Genomic DNA, 16,529 nt, shown 5'->3' with positions numbered 1-16,529 from the left:
CCCGCAACCGGAGGGCAACGGCGGTGACCCGCCCCGGACCTAATTTCTGTCGGGCGACAGAAATACCGCGACAGCGACGGAACCGAGCTGCGGAGGTCCGCAATGGCGGCGACAGCGACCACATACGGAGCACGCGCCCACGCCCGGGCGCAGGAGGGCGCCCGCGCCGAGGCCATGCCGGTCGTCCCGGCCCGGGACTGGCAGGACCCGCCCTGCGAGGCGGGCCACCTGGTGTGGGCCGAGACGGTCGCGGGCGGCAACTACACCCACCGGGTGCTCGCGCGCGGCACCGAGCTGCGCCTGACCGACCTGGACGGCGACGCCTGCGCCCATCTGCTCCTCCACGTGGACGGCCGGCCCTGGGAGCGGCTGAACGTCGCCGACACGGTCAAGGTCCAGTGGAACGCCTACCTCGGCGAGGGCGTGCTGCTCCTGTCCGACCAGGGCCGCGTCCTCGCCTCGGTCGTCGCCGACACCGCCGGCCGGCACGACGCCCTGTGCGGCACCTCCACCCTCGTACGCAACACCGAGCGCTACGGCGACGGCAGCCCGCAGTCCGCCTCCCCGGCCGGCCGGGAGCTGTTCAAGCTGGCGGCCGCGAAGAACGGCCTGGAGCCCCGCGACCTGCCGCCCTCGCTCTCCTTCTTCCAGGGGGTGCGGGTCCGCGACGACGGCACGCTCGACTTCACCGGCTCGGCGGGCCCGGGCGGCAGCGTCACCCTGCGCGCCGAGCAGGACGTGACGGTCCTGATCGCCAACGTGCCGCACCCGGCCGACCCCCGGCCGGAGTACGTCAGCACCCCGCTGGAGGTCCTCGCCTGGCGGGCGGCGCCCACCCACCCCGGCGACCCGCTGTGGGACGCCACCCCCGAAGGCCGCCGCGCCTTCCTCAACACCGCCGAATTCCTGACCGCGAGGGGGCTCGCATGAGCACGAAGACAGTGGTGGCGGCCCGCGCCTCCTGGTCCTCGGTCGTCCGCGAGGGCGAGACGCTGACCATCACCGACCTGCACGGCAACCAGGCCGTCGACTTCCTCGTGTACGACGCCCACGACCCGTCCGTGCGTTACAGCGCGCCCGACACGATCCACGCCCAGGGCGGCATCTTCCTCACCACGGGCAGTGTGCTGATGTCCAACGAGCACACCGCGCTGATGACGGTGACCGCCGACGGCGTGGGCCGCCACGACACCGTCGGCGGCGCCTGCTCCAAGGAGTCCAACACCCTGCGCTACGGCCACCACACCTACGCCCAGCACGCGTGTGTGGACAACTTCCTCGCCGAGGGCGCCCGGCACGGCCTCGGCAAGCGGGACCTGGTCTCCAACATCAACTGGTACATGAACGTACCCGTCGAGAAGGACGGCACCCTCGGCATCGTCGACGGTCTCTCCGCGCCGGGTCTCTCGCTCACGCTGCGCGCCGAACGGGACGTCCTCGTACTGGTCTCCAACTGCCCCCAGATCAACAACCCCTGCAACGGCTTCGAGCCGACGGCGGTGCAGATGACCATCGACGAGGCGGGCACCGCATGACCTTCGACACGCTGCTGGTCGCCAACCGGGGCGAGATCGCCGTCCGCATCATCCGTACCGCCCGCGAACTCGGCCTGCGGACGGTGGCGGTGTACTCCGACGCCGACCGCTCGGCCGCCCACGTCCGGCTCGCCGACCAGGCCGTACGGCTCGGCCCGGCACCCGCGAAGGAGTCGTACCTCGACGCCGACCTGGTCCTGGCCGCGGCCAAGGACACCGGCGCGGGCGCGATCCACCCGGGCTACGGCTTCCTCTCCGAGGACGCGGCCTTCGCACGCCGCTGCGCCGACGCCGGGATCGTCTTCGTGGGCCCGACGCCGGAGCAGCTGGAGCTGTTCGGCGCCAAGCACACCGCGCGGGCGGCGGCTCAGGCGGCCGGAGTGCCGCTCGCCCCCGGCACCGGGCTGCTGGCGGACCTGCCCGAGGCGCTGGAACAGGCCCGGCTCGTCGGCTATCCGGTCATGCTCAAGGCCACCGGCGGTGGCGGCGGGATCGGCATGTCGGCCTGTCGCTCGGCCGCCGAACTGACCGACGCCTGGGAGCGCGTCCAGCGCGTCGCCGCCGCGTCCTTCTCCTCGGCCGGCGTCTTCCTGGAACGGCTCGTGGAGCACGCCCGCCATGTCGAGGTACAGGTCTTCGGCGACGGCGCGGGAAAGGTCGTCGTCCTCGGCGACCGGGACTGCTCGCTCCAGCGCCGCAACCAGAAGGTCGTGGAAGAGGCCCCGGCCCCGGGTCTTCCCCCGCGCGTTCGCGAGCAACTGGCTTCGAGCGCACGTGACTTGTGTGCTTCGGTCGGCTATCGGTCCGCCGGCACCGTCGAGTTCGTCTACGACGCGGCCCGCGAGGAGGCCTACTTCCTGGAGGTCAACACCCGCCTCCAGGTGGAGCATCCCGTCACCGAGGAGATCCACGGCGTCGACCTGGTCGCCTGGATGCTGCGCCTGGCGCGCGGCGAGCGGGACGTCGTGCGCGACCCTGGCCCGCCCCGCGGCCACGCCGTCGAGGCGCGCCTCTACGCGGAGGATCCCAGCCGCGACCACCGGCCCAGCGCCGGCCTGTTGACCCGGGTCGAGTTCCCGCAGGGCGTGCGCGTCGACGGCTGGGTGGAGACGGGCACCGAGGTGACGACGTCGTACGACCCGATGCTCGCGAAGGTGATCGCGTACGGCTCGGACCGGGATCACGCGCTGCGCCGCCTGGACGAGGCGCTGGCCAGAACCCGCGTGGACGGCATCGAGACGAACCTCGGGCTGGTCCGCGCGGCGCTGGCGGACTCCCGGTTCGTGACGGCGACCCACTCGACGGCGACCCTCGCCACCGTCACCGACCCGACCCCCCGCGTCGAGGTAGTCTCCGGCGGCACCCTCACCACCGTGCAGGACTGGCCCGGCCGCACCGGCCACTGGCAGGTCGGCGTCCCGCCGTCCGGCCCGATGGACGACCGCTCGTTCCGCCTCGGCAACCGGGCGCTCGGCAACCCCGAGGGCGCCCCGGGTCTGGAGTGCACCCTCCAGGGCCCGGCCCTGCGCTTCACCCACGCCACCACGGTGTGTGTGACGGGCGCGCCGGCCCCGGTCACCGTGGACGGCACGGCGGTGGCACGGTGGGAGCCGGTGACCGTACCGGCCGGGTCCCTGCTGGAGATCGGCGCGCCCGTTGAGCACGGACTGCGGACGTACGTCCTGTTCGCGGGCGGCCTGGACGTGCCCGCCTTCCTGGGCAGCGCGAGCACGTTCACGCTGGGCCGCTTCGGCGGCCACGGCGGGCGGGCGCTGCGCACGGGTGACGTCCTGCACGGCGGGACGGTCGTCGAGGGCACCGCCGTACCTGTCCCGGACCGCCCGGAGTTCGCCCCGGTCTGGCACCTGGGCGCGGTCGAAGGCCCGCACGCGGCACCGGAGTTCTTCACCGAGGACGACATCCGCGACTTCTACGCCGCCGACTGGAAGGTCCACTTCAACTCGGCCCGCACCGGTGTGCGCCTGGTCGGGCCCAAGCCGCGCTGGGCCCGCACCGACGGCGGCGAGGCGGGTCTGCACCCGTCCAACATCCACGACACCCCCTATTCCGTCGGCGCCGTCGACTACACCGGCGACATGCCGGTGCTGCTCGGCCCGGACGGCCCGTCCCTCGGCGGGTTCGTGTGCCCGGCGACGGTGCTCAGCTCCGAGCGCTGGAAGCTGGGCCAGCTGCGCCCGGGCGACACGGTCCGCTTCGCGCCGGTGGCCGGGGACGGCACGCCGCGCCCCGCGATCGTCGACGGGGGCGTGCTGGCCCGGGACGGCGACGTGACCTACCGGCGCAGCGGCGACGACAACCTGCTGGTCGAGTTCGGACCGCTCCAGCTGGACCTGGCGCTGCGCATGCGGGTCCACGCGCTGATGGAGGCGGTGGCCGCGGCGGACCTGGCCGGCGTCACCGATCTCACCCCGGGCATCCGCTCCCTGCAGATCCGCACGGACCCCGGCCGCCTCCCCCAGCGTGAACTCCTCGCGGTGGTACGGAAGATGACGGCCGCCCTCCCGCCCTCGGACGAACTGGTCGTCCCCTCCCGCACCGTGCACCTGCCGCTGTCCTGGGACGACCCCGCGACCCGCGAGGCCATCGCCCGCTACATGGCGGGCGTCCGCGACGACGCCCCCTGGTGCCCCTGGAACATCGAGTTCATCCGCCGGGTCAACGGCCTGGACGCGGTGGCGGACGTCTACGACACGGTGTTCGCCGCGGAGTACCTGGTCCTGGGCCTCGGAGACGTCTACCTGGGCGCCCCGGTCGCCACCCCGCTCGACCCGCGCCACCGCCTGGTGACGACGAAGTACAACCCCGCGCGCACCTGGACGGCCGAGAACTCGGTGGGCATCGGCGGCGCGTACCTCTGCGTCTACGGCATGGAGGGGCCCGGCGGCTACCAGTTCGTGGGCCGGACGACCCAGGTGTGGTCGCCCTGGCAGCAGCGCGGCGCGTTCGAACCGGGCTCGCCCTGGCTGCTGCGCTTCTTCGACCGGATCCGCTGGTATCCGGTCGACGCGGACGAACTCCTCGAACTGCGGGCCGACATCATCTCGGGGCGCTTCGTGCCGCGCGTCGAGGAGGGCACCTTCTCGCTCGCCGGGTACCAGGCCTTCCTCGCCGAGAACGCCGGCCCCATAACGGAGTTCAGGTCCCGCCAGCAGAGCGCGTTCACGGCCGAGCGGGACGCCTGGGAGGCGGCCGGCGAGTTCGCGCGGGCCGCGGCCGCCGAAGCGCCGGCCGCTCCCCCGGCCGAGGTGGTGGTACCACCGGGCGGCCGCCTGGTCGAGGCCGAGTTCGCCGCCTCCGTCTGGCAGCTGAACGTGTCGCCGGGCGACGAGGTGACGGCGGGGCAGCCGCTGCTCGCCCTGGAGGCGATGAAGATGGAGTCCAGGGTGCACGCGCCGGTCGACGGCGTGGTGGCACAGGTCCTGGCCCGCCCTGGCGACCAGGTCGAGGCGGGAACGGCACTGCTCGTCCTGGCCCCGGTCGCGAGCTGACCCGGCCGATCGGCCCGACACCACGCAAGGAGCACGCATGTCCACGACTGTGTCCCGCGTCCGCGCCGCCTACGCCCGCATCGAGGCCACGGACCGCCCGGAGATCTGGATCGACCTGCGGCCGCGGGCGGACGTCGAGGCGGAGGCCCGCACGCTCGACGAACGGCTGGCGCGCGGTGAGCGTCTCCCGCTCGCCGGCCGGCTGCTCGCCGTCAAGGGCAACATCGACGTGGCGGGCCTGCCCACCACCGCGGGCTGCCCGGCGTACGCCTACCGGCCCGCCGCCGACGCCCCGGTCGTCGCGCGGCTCCGCGCGGCCGGTGCGCTGGTGCTGGGCACCACCAACCTCGACCAGTTCGCGACCGGCCTGGTCGGCACCCGTTCCCCGCACGGCGCGGTGCGGGGCGCCGTCGACCCGTCACGGGTGAGCGGCGGCTCCAGCTCCGGTTCGGCCGTCGCGGTGGCCCTCGGCATCGCCGACCTCGCCCTGGGCACGGACACGGCGGGTTCGGGGCGGGTCCCGGCCGCCTTCAACGGCATCGTCGGCCTCAAGCCCACCCGCGGGCTGGTCCCCACCGAGGGCGTCGTCCCGGCCTGCGCCTCGATCGACTGCGTGACGGTCTTCGCCCGCACGCTCCCCGAGGCGGAACGGGCCCTGGCCCACATGGCGTCGCCGGCCGGCCGCGCCCTCCCCTCGCTCCCCGCCCGCGCCCCCGGGCCCTGGCGGATCGCGGTCCCGCCCCTCGACCAGCTGGGCGAGCTGGACCAGGGCTGGGCGGTGGCCTACGAGGCGGCGGTACGGCGGCTCGGGGCGGCCGGGGCCGAGATCCGCGGCATCGACCTCACCCCGTTCACCGAGGCCGCCGCGATGCTCTACGAGGGCGCGTTCGTCGCCGAGCGCTACACCGCCGTGGGTGCGTTTGTCGACAAGTTGACCGCGGAGGGCGGTGAGGGGCTGGACCCGACGGTCGCGGGCATCATCACCCGGGCCCGGGACATCCCGGCCCACCGGCTCTACACCGACACCGAACGCCTGACGGCCCTGCGCACCCGCGCCCTGGCCGAACTGGCCGACTCTGACGCCCTGTTGCTGCCCACCGCGCCCGGCCACCCCACCCTCGCCGAGGTCGCCGCCGACCCGCTGGGCGCCAACGCCCGCCTGGGCCGGTTCACCAACTCCACCAACCTCTTCGACCTGGCGGCGGCGGCCGTCCCGGCCGGCGAGGTGAACGGCCTGCCCTTCGGCGTGATGCTGGTCGGCCCGGCCTTCACGGACGACCGGCTGGCCCGGATCGCGGACCTGCTGCGCCCCGAGGTGTACGTGGCGGTGGCGGGCGCCCATCTGACCGGCCAGCCCCTCAACCCCCAGCTGCTGTCCCTGGGCGCGGTGCTGGACCGAACGACCACGACGTCCGCCGTCTACCGCCTGCACGCCCTGCGCACGGCCCCGCCCAAGCCGGGTCTCGTGCACGTGGGCGAGGGCGGCGCCGCGATCGAGGTGGAGATCTGGCGCCTCCCGGCCGAGGGTCTCGGCAACCTGCTCGCCGCGCTACCCCGCCCGATGACCCTGGGCAGCGTCGAACTCGCCGACGGCACCCGCGTCCCCGGCTTCCTGTGCGAACCGGGCGCCCTCGGCGACGCGGCGGACATCACGACGTACGGGGGCTGGCGGGCGTATCTCGACCGGCGCTGAGGCGGGCTGCCGAGAAGCGCGGGGCCGCATCGACATGCGGCCCCGCCGCGCGGCCGCGACCGGCCACGCACAGCCCGCGCCCGCGCCCACGCCCACGCCCGCCGGACGGCATCACCCCACCGACGAGTAGGCGACAACCCCCCGCAACAGCTCGTCGACCGCCTTGCGGGCGTTCTTCGCCACCGTCGAGCCCCCGGCCGAGGCGGGCGCCGCCGCCGCGATCTGCCCCAGTACGTCGATGACCTGCTTGCACCAGCGCACGAAGTCACCGGCGGGCATCTCCGCCTCGCGCAGCACCTCGTCGAGGCCCTTGCCGGAGGCCCACATATAGGCCGACCAGGCGAAGCCGAGATCGGGCTCGCGCTGCCCCACGCCTTCGGTCTGGCTGATCCGGAAGTCCTCCTCCAGGGCGTCCAGCCGGCCCCAGATGCGCACCATCTCGCCGAGCGCGGCCTTCGCCTTGCCCGAGGGCAGCTTCGGCGCCATGGCGTCGTCCCCGGCCCGCGACTCGTAGACCAACGCCGAGACACAGGCGGCCAGTTCGGCGGGGGCCAGCCCCTCCCACACGCCCGCGCGCAGGCATTCGCTCGCGAGCAGATCGAGCTCGCCGTAGAGCCGGGCGAGCCGCTTGCCGTGCTCGGTGACCTCGTTGCCCCGCAGATAGTCGAGCTCGGTCAGGAGCGCCACGATCCGGTCGAACGTGCGGGCGATCGTGTTGGTGCGTCCTTCGATACGACGCTCCAGCTGCGAGGTGTCCCGCAGCAGCCGGTGGTAGCGCTCGGCCCAGCGGGCGTGATCCTCACGGTCGGAGCAGCCGTGGCAGGGGTGCGCGCGGATCTCGGTGCGCAGCCGGGCGATCTCCCGGTCGTCGGCGGCCTGCGAGCGCTGCTTGCGGGCCCGCTCCGGCGGGATGTGACCCGCCTTGGTGCGCAGCGCGGAGGCGAGATCGCGGCGGGACTGCGGCGAGCGCGGGTTGAACGACTTCGGGATCCGCATCCGGTCCAGCGCCTCGACCGGCACCGGGAAGTCCATCGAGGCCAGCCGCTTGACCTGGCGCTCGGAGGTGAGGACCAGCGGACGCGGCCCGTCGTGCTGCTCGAAGCCGCGATGGCCGTTGGCCCGGCCGGCGGGCAGGCCCGGGTCGAGCACCAGCGCCAGTCCGGCGTACTTGCCCGTGGGCACGTGGATGACGTCCCCCGGCTTGAGCTTCTCCAGCGCCACCGCGGCCTCGACGCGCCGCTGGCTCGCGCCCTGCTTGGCCAGTTCGGTCTCGCGGTCCTTGAGGTCGCGGCGCAGCCGCGCGTACTCGTCGAAGTCGCCGAGGTGGCAGGTCATGGAGGCCTTGTAGCCCTCCAGCCCCTCTTCGTTGCGCTGCACCTGCCGGGAGATCCCGACCACCGACCGGTCCGCCTGGAACTGCGCGAACGAGGTCTCCAGCAGTTCGCGCGAGCGGTGCCGCCCGAACTGCTCCACCAGGTTGACCGCCATGTTGTACGACGGCTTGAAGCTGGAGCGCAGCGGGTATGTGCGGGTGCCCGCGAGCCCGGCGAGGTGCTCGGGGCTCATCGCGCGCTGCCAGAGCACGACGGCGTGCCCCTCGACGTCGATGCCCCGTCGGCCCGCGCGGCCGGTGAGCTGCGTGTACTCGCCGGGGGTGATGTCGGCGTGCTGCTCGCCGTTCCACTTGACGAGCTTCTCCAGCACCACCGAGCGGGCGGGCATGTTGATGCCGAGGGCGAGCGTCTCGGTGGCGAAGACGGCCTTGACCAGGCCGCGCACGAACAGCTCCTCGACGACCTCCTTGAAGGTCGGCAGCATGCCCGCGTGGTGGGCGGCGATGCCGCGCTCCAGGCCCTCCAGCCACTCGTAGTAGCCGAGGACGTGCAGGTCCTCGTGGGGGATGGCGGCGGTGCGCTCCTCGACCAGGGCGCGGACCTCGGCGCGCGCCTCCTCGTCGTTCAGCCGCAGCCCGGCGTACAGGCACTGCTGGACGGCGGCCTCGCAGGCGGCACGGCTGAAGATGAAGGTGATGGCGGGCAGCAGCCCGGCGGCGTCGAGCCGCTCGATGACCTCCGGCCGTGCTGGCGTCCACACCCGCGACCGCTGCCTGCGCTCCCGCTCGCGGTCGGCCTCGCGCATGTTCCGGCCACGCCTGCGGTCCTGGTACGAGGGCCGGCTCGCCTCCATGCGGGCCAGCCGCGTGAGGTCGGGGTTGACGGCTCTGCGCTGGCCCTCGCCCTCCTCGAACAGGTCGTACATCCGCCGCCCGGCGAGCACGTGCTGGAACAGCGGCACGGGCCGGTGCTCGGAGACGATCACCTCGGTGTCGCCGCGCACGGTGTCCAGCCAGTCGCCGAACTCCTCGGCGTTGGACACGGTCGCCGACAGCGAGACCAGGGTGACCGACTCGGGGAGGTGGATGATCACCTCTTCCCACACGGCGCCCCGGAAGCGGTCGGAGAGGTAGTGCACCTCGTCCATCACCACGTACCCGAGGCCGAGGAGGGTCTGCGAGCCGGCGTACAGCATGTTCCGCAGCACCTCGGTGGTCATCACGACCACCGGGGCGTCGGAGTTGACGCTGTTGTCTCCGGTGAGCAGGCCCACCTTCTCGCTGCCGTAGCGCCGGCACAGGTCGGAGTACTTCTGGTTCGACAGCGCCTTGATGGGCGTCGTGTAGAAGCACTTCTTGCCCTGTTGGAGGGCGAGGTGGACGGCGAACTCGCCCACGATCGTCTTGCCCGAGCCGGTGGGGGCGGCCACCAGGACGCCCTTGCCCGCCTCGAGTGCCTGGCAGGCCTCGATCTGGAAGGGGTCGAGACCGAAGTCGTACATCTCGCGGAAGGACGCGAGCGAAGTGGCCTGCTCGACAGCGCGCTTGCGTGCTGCCGCGTACCGCTCGGCCGGTGAGAGATCCTCTGTCATCGTGCTTTCGAGCGTACCGGGCCGCACTGACAACAGGACGATCATTATCCGGATCCGGTCTTGCCAAACCTCGGTACGCCCAGCTCACGGGCGCACGGGCGGCCCGTTTCAGGGGCCGATGAGCCGCACCGCGCCCGGCACGCACCGCGCGGTGAGCGGCAGCTCCCCGAGCCGCTCCCCGTCCGCGTAGCCCGAGACGCCCGCCGCGGCGATCTCGACCTTCGCCGCCCGGAGCACGGTGACCTTCGGATGGTCGATGTGCGTCCCCCGGTACACCTTCGGGAACACCCGCAGCAGCGTCCTGCGGCGGCAGTCCCCGACGATCGTGACGTCGAACAGTCCGTCCGTGAGGTCGGCGCCGGGGCAGATCCGCATGCCGCCGCCGTAGGAGGATCCGTTGCCGACGGCGACGAGGGTGGCCTCGACCTCCCGGACGGCTCCGTCGTCGAGCGTGATCCGGTACGGGAACGGGCGGAACGCGGCCAGCTCCGCCAGCATCGCCAGGTCGTACCTGGCGCGTCCGACGGGCCATCGCATGCGGTTGCCCCGGTCGTTGACGCGGGAGTCGAAGCCGGAGGCGAGGACGGTGCCGAACCAGCGGTCGCCGACCCTGCCGAGGTCGATGTCGCGGATCCGGGCGCCCTTGAGGGCGTCGGCGACCAGCCGGGCCGCGGCCGCGGGATCGCGGACGGGCAGGCCGAGGGCGCGGGCGAAGTCGTTGCCGGTACCGGCGGCGACCAGACCGAGCGGGGTGCGGGTGCCGGCGACGGCCTGGAGCGCGAGGTGGGCCAGCCCGTCGCCGCCGACGGCGATCAGGGCGCCGGTGCCGTCGGCGACCGCGGCACGCGCGCGTACGAGGGCGTCCTCGGCGTCCACGCCGAGGACCGTGCGCACCGTGTAGCCGGCCGCCCGCAACGCGGAAGCGGCCGGCCGCGCTGCGTGAGCGCCCCGGCCGCGGCCCGCCGCGGGATTGACGAAGAGGGTGATCTCGCTGGTCACGGGGATGACCTTAGGAGCTCTCCGGCACTCGTCAGGTCACGTCGTCATAACCGTTCACCCGCTCCGTGGTCGACTGCTCCGGCAGCGCGCGGCTCGCGGTCACCGACTCGACCTCGCCGATGGCCTCGGGACTGAGGTCCAGCTCGGAGGCCTCGTCGTCGGCGGGCCCGAGAGCGTCGCGGCGGCGCCTGCGTCGGTCGTTCAACAGGGAGAAGGCGGTCGCGCCGAAGTACAGGATCCAGATCGGTCCGGCGAGCGCCAGCATCGAGATGGGGTCGGTGCTGGGTGTGGCGACGGCGGCGAACACCGTGATGCCGATGATCATTGCCCGCCACCAGCCGAGCATGCGCTTGCCGGTGACCATGCCGGTGAGGTTGAGGAAGACCAGCAGCAGCGGCAGCTCGAAGGAGAGGCCGAAGACGACGACCATGCGCGTGACGAGCTGGAGCAGGTCGTCGAGCGGCAGGAGGTTGCTGACGCCGCCCGGGGTGAAGTCGATCAGCACCTTCGCGGTGGTCGGCAGCACCCGGTAGGCGAAGTAGCCGCCGCCGATGAAGAGCGGGGCGCCCATGCCGACGAACGCGTAGGCGTACTTGCGCTCGTGGTTGTGCAGGCCGGGGGCGATGAAGGCCCACAGTTGGTAGAGCCAGACCGGCGAGGCGAAGACGATCCCGGCCATCAGGGAGACCTGAAGGGCGAGCGTGAAGGGCGCGAGCAGACCGTTGATCGTGATGCTCGCGCACTTGTTGGTGGCGTCGCCCGACTTGAGCTGGCCCGCGATCTCTTCGAAAGTCTTCCCGCAGCCGACCGAGTCGAGGATCGGCTTGGTGAGGAAGTTGATGATGTCGTTGTAGAAGAAGGCGGCTACGACCGTCACGACGACGATGGCCAGCATCGCCTTCGCGAGCCGGTTGCGGAGCTCACGAAGATGATCCGCGAGGGGCATCCGCCCCTCGGGGTCCTTCTCCTGTTTGCGGGCAGGCTTCAGCAACCCACGTTCCCATCTCGTGCGGCGGGCCGGAGGTCACCGGCCCTGCGTCAGCGCTTGGTCGTGTCCGTCGGCTCGGTGACCGGACGGGAGCTGGTCACGTCGCCGGGGGAGGCCTGGATGGTGCGCTGAGCCGGGGGCTGCTCGCCGTCGTTGGGCGGGCCGGCCGGAGTGGTCGTGCTGCCGCCGTCTTCCTTCATCGCCTTCGCCTCGCTCTTGAGAATGCGAGCGGACTTGCCGAGCGAGCGCGCCATGTCGGGAAGCTTCTTGGCGCCGAACAGCAGGATGACGACGACGAGGATGAGAATGATCTCGGGGGCGCCGAGCCTTCCGAACATAAGTCTTTACCTTCTCACCGAGGCTGCGGGGGTGGGTTGCCGTCCGACCGGTCGGACGCCTGTCCGAACGATCGTGTTGACAGCGATCGTAACGCTCAGGGGTAAACGTGAGGCAATCCCTGTGCGTACTCCCGGTCCGCGGTCCGGGCCTCGTTCTCCGAGCCGCGATCAGCAGCGTACCTGCCCGCCACGCCGGGGCGGGAGGGCGAAGTGGCCCAAAACGCATTGGCAGCAGGACTCACAGGACGCCCACAGCGCTGCCCGAGGGTCGCCACAGCAGCCGTCACAGGGTGTCCACAGCGCGGGCCGCGCTCGCGGCCGCCCGTTCCAGATCCTGGGCCGCCCGGTCGATCCGGCGAGCGGACTCCGCGACCTGCCGTCCCAGAAGCCGCGCCTCCGAGAAGACCCGTACGGCGAACACCGCGAGGACGGCGAGACCGGCGAAACCCATGGCAACCGCGAACATCGGCCAGAACATGGGGCCGAGCCTAGACCGTCCTAGGGGGTGTGCAGCCGCAGGGTCCTGACCCCGCCGCCGGTGAGCAGTTCGACGATCCGCTCGCCGGCCGGCTTGCGCACGGCGGCACCGCAGTCGGGGCAGGTGAACGAGTAGAAGGTGGTCCGGCTGGACGCGCCGATCGCCAGGCGCAGGGCACTCGCCGCCAGCTCGAAGGCACCCCGGCAGTCGGGGCACCCGGCCCGGAAGCGCACCGGACCCGCACTCCGCATGCCGGCGAACGCGGAGGCCACCGAGATGCCCCGTACACCGGACGCCGTCGACTCGCTCAAAGCCCCTGCTCCCGCCCCTCGAACCGACTTCCGCCCCGCTGTCCCGGCTGCTCGCCGTGCACCGCGTGCGGCCCCTCGGCCGCGCCCGGCGCCTCGATCCCGTCGTACGCCGCCAGCGCCTCACGGGCGGCCCGGCGGGCGCTGTCGGCCAGCTCCGGCGGCGACACGATCCGGCCGTCCCGGCCGAGCCGCAGCGCCAGCCGCCTGAGCGAGGCGGGTTCGGGCGTGCGCAGAGTAATACGCAGTCCGCCGTCGGGAAGCTCATCGGCGCTGTCGTGCGGGTAGTACTCGGCGACCCAGCGACCGCCCGGGCCGACCTCGACGACGACCTCCGGGTCCTCGGCGGCCGGCTGCACGAGCCCCTCCGACAGGTCCCGGAGCTCGATCTCGGGCGGCGCGGACGGCTCGTCGAGGATCTTGATCTCGGCGACCCGGTCCAGCCGGAAGGTGCGGCGCGCCTCGGAGCGGCGGCACCAGGCCTCCACGTAGGTGTGCCCGACGCTGACCAGCCGGATGGGGTCGATCTCGCGCTCGGTGACCTGGTCGCGCGCGGGTGAGTAGTAGCGGATCCACAGCCGGCGCCGCTCGGAGATCGCCCGGTCGACGTCCGCGAAGACCCCGCCCTCGGACTCGAACGTCACCGACAGCCGTGCGCTCGCGCCCGCCGCCTCACCGGCCGCGGCCTCCACCTTGGCGGTCGCCCGCAGCAGCGCCTGCCGGTCGCCCTCGCGCAGGCCGGGCAGCGTGGACACCGCCCGGGCCGCCACCAGCAGCGCGGTCGCCTCGTCGGCGGCCAGCCGCAGCGGTTCGGCGGCCTCAGCGCCGAGCGCGGCCGGGTTGTGCCACCAGATGCGCTCACCGTCGGTGTCGATGTCCAGGAGATCGCCGCCGCGGAAGCTGGTGCCGCACATCGGCAGCACGTCGAGGTCCGAGACCAGTTCGTCCTCGGTGATCCCGAACGCGCGCGCCACGTCCTCGATCCGCGCGCCGGGGCGCTCCCTGAGATACGTCACCAGGGAGAGCATCCGCCGCGTCTGGTCGATGGCGTTCGTCGGCCTGACCGGTTTGCCTGCCACTGTGTTGCTCGCTCCCCCTCAGCCCTTGGCCACGGCGCGTAGCCGGTCCACGACGTCCGCGCGCAGCTCGGCGGGTTCGAGTACCACCACGTCCGGGCCGAACTCCACCAGCCAGGCGTCCAGCCCGTGCCCGTACGGAATCTCCAACTCGTCCCAGCCGTCGCCGAGTTCCCGCACCGCGGTGGCCTTCGCCCGCAAGGGGTACCCGGCGTCCGTGCGCAGCCGGATCAGCGCGCTGCGGTCGGCGGTCTCGCCCGCCCAGCTCGCGACGGTCTCACGGACGGTGACGACATCGGGGACCGGCACGGTGAAGCTCGCCCCGCGCGAGCGCACCTTGCCGGTGATCCGCGACAGCCGGAAGACCCGCTCGGCGCCCCGGTCGCGGTCGAAGCCGGCCAGGTACCAGTGGCCGCGCCAGCACTCCAGCGCCCACGGCTCGACGTGCCGGGGCTCCGGGTGCGCGGCGGTGGCCTTGCGGTAGTCGAACATGACGGGCCGACGGTCCCGGCAGGCCAGCATCAGCGGCTCGAACGCGGCCTCGTGCACGGGGATCCGGGGCTCCAGAGCGCCGTGTGCCTCGTACGGGTCGACGTCCTCGGGGAGCCCCGCCGCGCGCAGCTTCTGCAGGGCGCCGCTCGCGGCACCGGCCAGCCGCGCCTGCTGCCACACCTTGGCGGCCAGGCCCAGCGCCGCGGCCTCCTCGGCGTCCAGGGTGATGGCCGGCAGCCGGTTGCTGTCGCGGCGGGCGAGATAGCCGATCTCACCGTCCAGGCTCTCCACGGTCTCGATGACCAGGCCGAGCTCGCGAAGATCGTCCTTGTCCCGCTCGAACATCCGGTTGAAGGAGTCGTCCGACCCCGCCCCGCCGTTGCCCGGCCGGAAGGTCTCGACATACGCCTCGATGGAATCGCGCAGCTCACGCTTGCTGAGCGGCCGGCGCGTCCCGAGCAGACACAGCGCCAGGTTCATCAGCCGCTCGGCCTTGGCAATGGCCATCGACGCCCTTCGCCTCCCCTATGGTGCTTACGATCGACGACCGTACCGCCCCGCGGCGCCCGGACAAAAGCCGAGGGTCCATGCCCGGGCGGGCATGGACCCCAGGTGATCAACACTGGTCGTACGACGGTCAGACCCCGAGCAGGTCCACGACGAAGATCAGCGTCTCGCCGGGCTTGATCGCCGGGGTGGGGCTCTGGTTGCCGTAGGCGAGGTGGGCCGGGATGGTCAGCTGGCGACGGCCGCCGACCTTCATGCCCTGCACGCCCTGGTCCCAGCCCTTGATGACGCGTCCGCCACCGAGCGGGAAGCGGAACGGCGTCCCGCGGTTCCAGCTGGCGTCGAACTCCTCACCGGTGCTGAAGGCGACACCGACGTAGTGGACGCTGACGTTGTGGCCGGCCTGCGCGACCTCGCCGTCACCCTCCCAGATGTCCTTGATCTCGAGGTCCGCCGGGGGCTCGCCGCCGGGGAAGTCGATCTCGGGCTTGTCAATGCTCACGTCACTGGCTCCTGCATGTCTCACGGAAAGGCAACACGGACAGTCTTACACCTTCGCGCGCCTCACACCTTGGCGATGATGTCCACCGAGAACACCATCGTGGAGTCCTTCTCGATGCCGCTGCCGCTCGGCGGGCTGTCGCCGTAACCCAGCGAGGGCGGAACGACGATGACGACCCGGCTGCCCACCTTCTTGCCGGTCAGTCCCTGCGCCCAGCCCTTGACCACCTGCTGGAGCGAGAACGAGGTCAGCGAACTGCGGCTGTACGAGGAGTCGAACTCCTTGCCGGTGTCCCAGACGACGCCCTTGTACTGCACCAGCACGGTGTCGTCCGCCGCGAGCTTCGGCCCGTCTCCCTCGATCACGTAGTTCGACACCAGCTTCGTCGGCGGGTCCGACTTGGGGATCTCCATCGAGGGCGCCTTGCCGTCGGTGTTCGTCCCCACCTTCGGCACGGCGGCGTCGTCCTGCGGCACGTCCTTGCCCTTGGCCGAGCTCTTCGCGTTGAACGTGTCCTGGATGTCGAAGACGAACACCAGCGTGTCGGTGCCCTTGATGCCCGTGTCCGCGTCGCCGTCCTTGCCGAAGGCCCAGGTCGGCGGCACCGAGAAGAGCACCCGGCTGCCGGTCTTCTTGCCCGTCAGCGCATAGCGCCAGCCGTCGATGGTGCCGCCCTGCGCGAGCTGGGTGAACAGCGGCTTCTTGGTGTCGTAGGTGTTGAGGAGGACCTTCGCGCTGTCCCAGATCTGGCCGAGACAGTTGGCCTGGATGTAGTCGTTCTCCGCGACGGTCTTGCCGCTGCCCGCGATCACCGTCTTCACCGCCAGCTGGTCCGAGGGCTCACCGGTGCCCTTGGCGACCGTCGGCTTCTCATCGAACTTCACGCCCGCCGTGATGGCCGGCAGCGGGCCGTCGACGATCTTCGGTGGAGGCGTGGCCCCGGCGGAGGACGACGCGCTGTCGCTCGCCTTGCTCGAGTCGGACTTTTCGTCGCCGCACGCGGCGAGAGTGACCAGTCCCGCGGGTACGGCGGCAAGGATGAGTGAGCGTCGGCGCACGATGAAAGCCTCGTAATCGGTCGATCTTCTGATGGCGTGCGCGCTACCTTAGCGACGTTTGTGGACATGCGAAGGGCGCCGTACGGGAACGTACGGCGCCCGTGTCGCGTTCCGCAGCGCG

The 16,529-nt window shown here is 72.3% G+C and carries 14 protein-coding genes; 4 read left to right on the top strand and 10 right to left on the bottom strand.

The genetic code is table 11. The features are described 5' to 3' along the window. Positions 1-102 precede the first annotated feature (102 nt). The 4 genes from OG933_RS34590 to atzF are packed head-to-tail and all read left to right on the top strand — an operon-like array spanning position 103 to position 6,737. Complete coding sequence (locus tag OG933_RS34590; protein WP_362533996.1) at positions 103-930, top strand: urea amidolyase associated protein UAAP1; 828 nt, start codon at positions 103-105, stop codon at positions 928-930. Then, positions 927-1,535 carry an urea amidolyase associated protein UAAP2 gene (locus OG933_RS34585; RefSeq protein ID WP_405630783.1) on the top strand — a complete coding sequence of 203 codons (609 nt, stop codon included), beginning with the start codon at positions 927-929 and terminating at the stop codon, positions 1,533-1,535. The genes OG933_RS34590 and OG933_RS34585 overlap by 4 nt, the downstream gene beginning before the upstream one ends. Continuing rightward, the gene (locus OG933_RS34580; RefSeq protein ID WP_405630781.1) at positions 1,532-5,044 is read left to right on the top strand and encodes a 5-oxoprolinase/urea amidolyase family protein; all 3,513 of its coding nucleotides are present in this window, start codon (positions 1,532-1,534) and stop codon (positions 5,042-5,044) included. The genes OG933_RS34585 and OG933_RS34580 overlap by 4 nt, the downstream gene beginning before the upstream one ends. A 37-nt stretch (positions 5,045-5,081) precedes the next feature. Further along, positions 5,082-6,737: an allophanate hydrolase gene (atzF, locus tag OG933_RS34575; protein ID WP_405630779.1), complete on the top strand. Its 1,656-nt coding sequence runs from the start codon at positions 5,082-5,084 to the stop codon at positions 6,735-6,737. A 111-nt stretch (positions 6,738-6,848) separates the two neighbouring features. On the opposite strand, the gene OG933_RS34570 is transcribed toward atzF, so the two are convergent. From OG933_RS34570 to OG933_RS34525, 10 genes are all read right to left on the bottom strand, one after another. Then, positions 6,849-9,707 (bottom strand): DEAD/DEAH box helicase, encoded by a 2,859-nt coding sequence (locus tag OG933_RS34570; RefSeq protein WP_362534005.1) that lies wholly within the window; start codon positions 9,705-9,707, stop codon positions 6,849-6,851. Positions 9,708-9,770: 63 nt separating this feature from the next. Then, on the bottom strand, positions 9,771-10,661 hold the full coding sequence (locus OG933_RS34565) for a diacylglycerol kinase (RefSeq protein ID WP_362271797.1): 891 nt from the start codon (positions 10,659-10,661) through the stop codon (positions 9,771-9,773). Between the two features lie 31 nt (positions 10,662-10,692). Continuing rightward, complete coding sequence (gene tatC, locus OG933_RS34560; protein ID WP_362534010.1) at positions 10,693-11,652, bottom strand: twin-arginine translocase subunit TatC; 960 nt, start codon at positions 11,650-11,652, stop codon at positions 10,693-10,695. A 47-nt stretch (positions 11,653-11,699) separates the two neighbouring features. After that, positions 11,700-11,987 (bottom strand): Sec-independent protein translocase subunit TatA, encoded by a 288-nt coding sequence (gene tatA / locus OG933_RS34555; protein ID WP_020128336.1) that lies wholly within the window; start codon positions 11,985-11,987, stop codon positions 11,700-11,702. Between the two features lie 283 nt (positions 11,988-12,270). Next, positions 12,271-12,465 (bottom strand): hypothetical protein, encoded by a 195-nt coding sequence (locus OG933_RS34550; protein ID WP_020128335.1) that lies wholly within the window; start codon positions 12,463-12,465, stop codon positions 12,271-12,273. 20 nt (positions 12,466-12,485) lie between these two features. Further along, the gene (locus tag OG933_RS34545) at positions 12,486-12,776 is read right to left on the bottom strand and encodes a hypothetical protein (protein ID WP_062646924.1); all 291 of its coding nucleotides are present in this window, start codon (positions 12,774-12,776) and stop codon (positions 12,486-12,488) included. Then, the gene (locus OG933_RS34540) at positions 12,773-13,852 is read right to left on the bottom strand and encodes a WYL domain-containing protein (protein ID WP_362534013.1); all 1,080 of its coding nucleotides are present in this window, start codon (positions 13,850-13,852) and stop codon (positions 12,773-12,775) included. The genes OG933_RS34545 and OG933_RS34540 overlap by 4 nt, the downstream gene beginning before the upstream one ends. Before the next feature lie 18 nt (positions 13,853-13,870). Continuing rightward, the gene (locus tag OG933_RS34535) at positions 13,871-14,848 is read right to left on the bottom strand and encodes a WYL domain-containing protein (RefSeq protein ID WP_362271789.1); all 978 of its coding nucleotides are present in this window, start codon (positions 14,846-14,848) and stop codon (positions 13,871-13,873) included. Between the two features lie 130 nt (positions 14,849-14,978). Beyond that, positions 14,979-15,350, bottom strand: coding sequence for an FKBP-type peptidyl-prolyl cis-trans isomerase (locus OG933_RS34530; RefSeq protein ID WP_020128331.1), 372 nt, complete (start codon positions 15,348-15,350; stop codon positions 14,979-14,981). A 62-nt stretch (positions 15,351-15,412) separates the two neighbouring features. Next, on the bottom strand, positions 15,413-16,408 hold the full coding sequence (locus OG933_RS34525; protein WP_405630772.1) for an FKBP-type peptidyl-prolyl cis-trans isomerase: 996 nt from the start codon (positions 16,406-16,408) through the stop codon (positions 15,413-15,415). Positions 16,409-16,529: the final 121 nt, after the last annotated feature.

Source organism: Streptomyces sp. NBC_00016 (genome assembly GCF_045040885.1).
In the GTDB taxonomy this organism is placed as follows: Bacteria; Actinomycetota; Actinomycetes; order Streptomycetales; family Streptomycetaceae; genus Streptomyces; species Streptomyces coriariae.
The sequence above is the reverse complement of the archived record's forward strand: the minus strand, read 5'-3'. Positions and strand labels throughout refer to the sequence as shown.

Coding starts and splice junctions, on each gene's coding strand:
- OG933_RS34585 (WP_405630783.1), top strand. CDS start 927: ATGAGCACGAAGACAGTGGTGGCGGCCCGCGCCTCCTGGTCCTCGGTC.
- tatA (WP_020128336.1), bottom strand. CDS start 11,987: ATGTTCGGAAGGCTCGGCGCCCCCGAGATCATTCTCATCCTCGTCGTC.
- OG933_RS34535 (WP_362271789.1), bottom strand. CDS start 14,848: ATGGCCATTGCCAAGGCCGAGCGGCTGATGAACCTGGCGCTGTGTCTG.
- OG933_RS34590 (WP_362533996.1), top strand. CDS start 103: ATGGCGGCGACAGCGACCACATACGGAGCACGCGCCCACGCCCGGGCG.
- OG933_RS34580 (WP_405630781.1), top strand. CDS start 1,532: ATGACCTTCGACACGCTGCTGGTCGCCAACCGGGGCGAGATCGCCGTC.
- OG933_RS34570 (WP_362534005.1), bottom strand. CDS start 9,707: ATGATCGTCCTGTTGTCAGTGCGGCCCGGTACGCTCGAAAGCACGATG.
- OG933_RS34550 (WP_020128335.1), bottom strand. CDS start 12,465: ATGTTCTGGCCGATGTTCGCGGTTGCCATGGGTTTCGCCGGTCTCGCC.
- atzF (WP_405630779.1), top strand. CDS start 5,082: ATGTCCACGACTGTGTCCCGCGTCCGCGCCGCCTACGCCCGCATCGAG.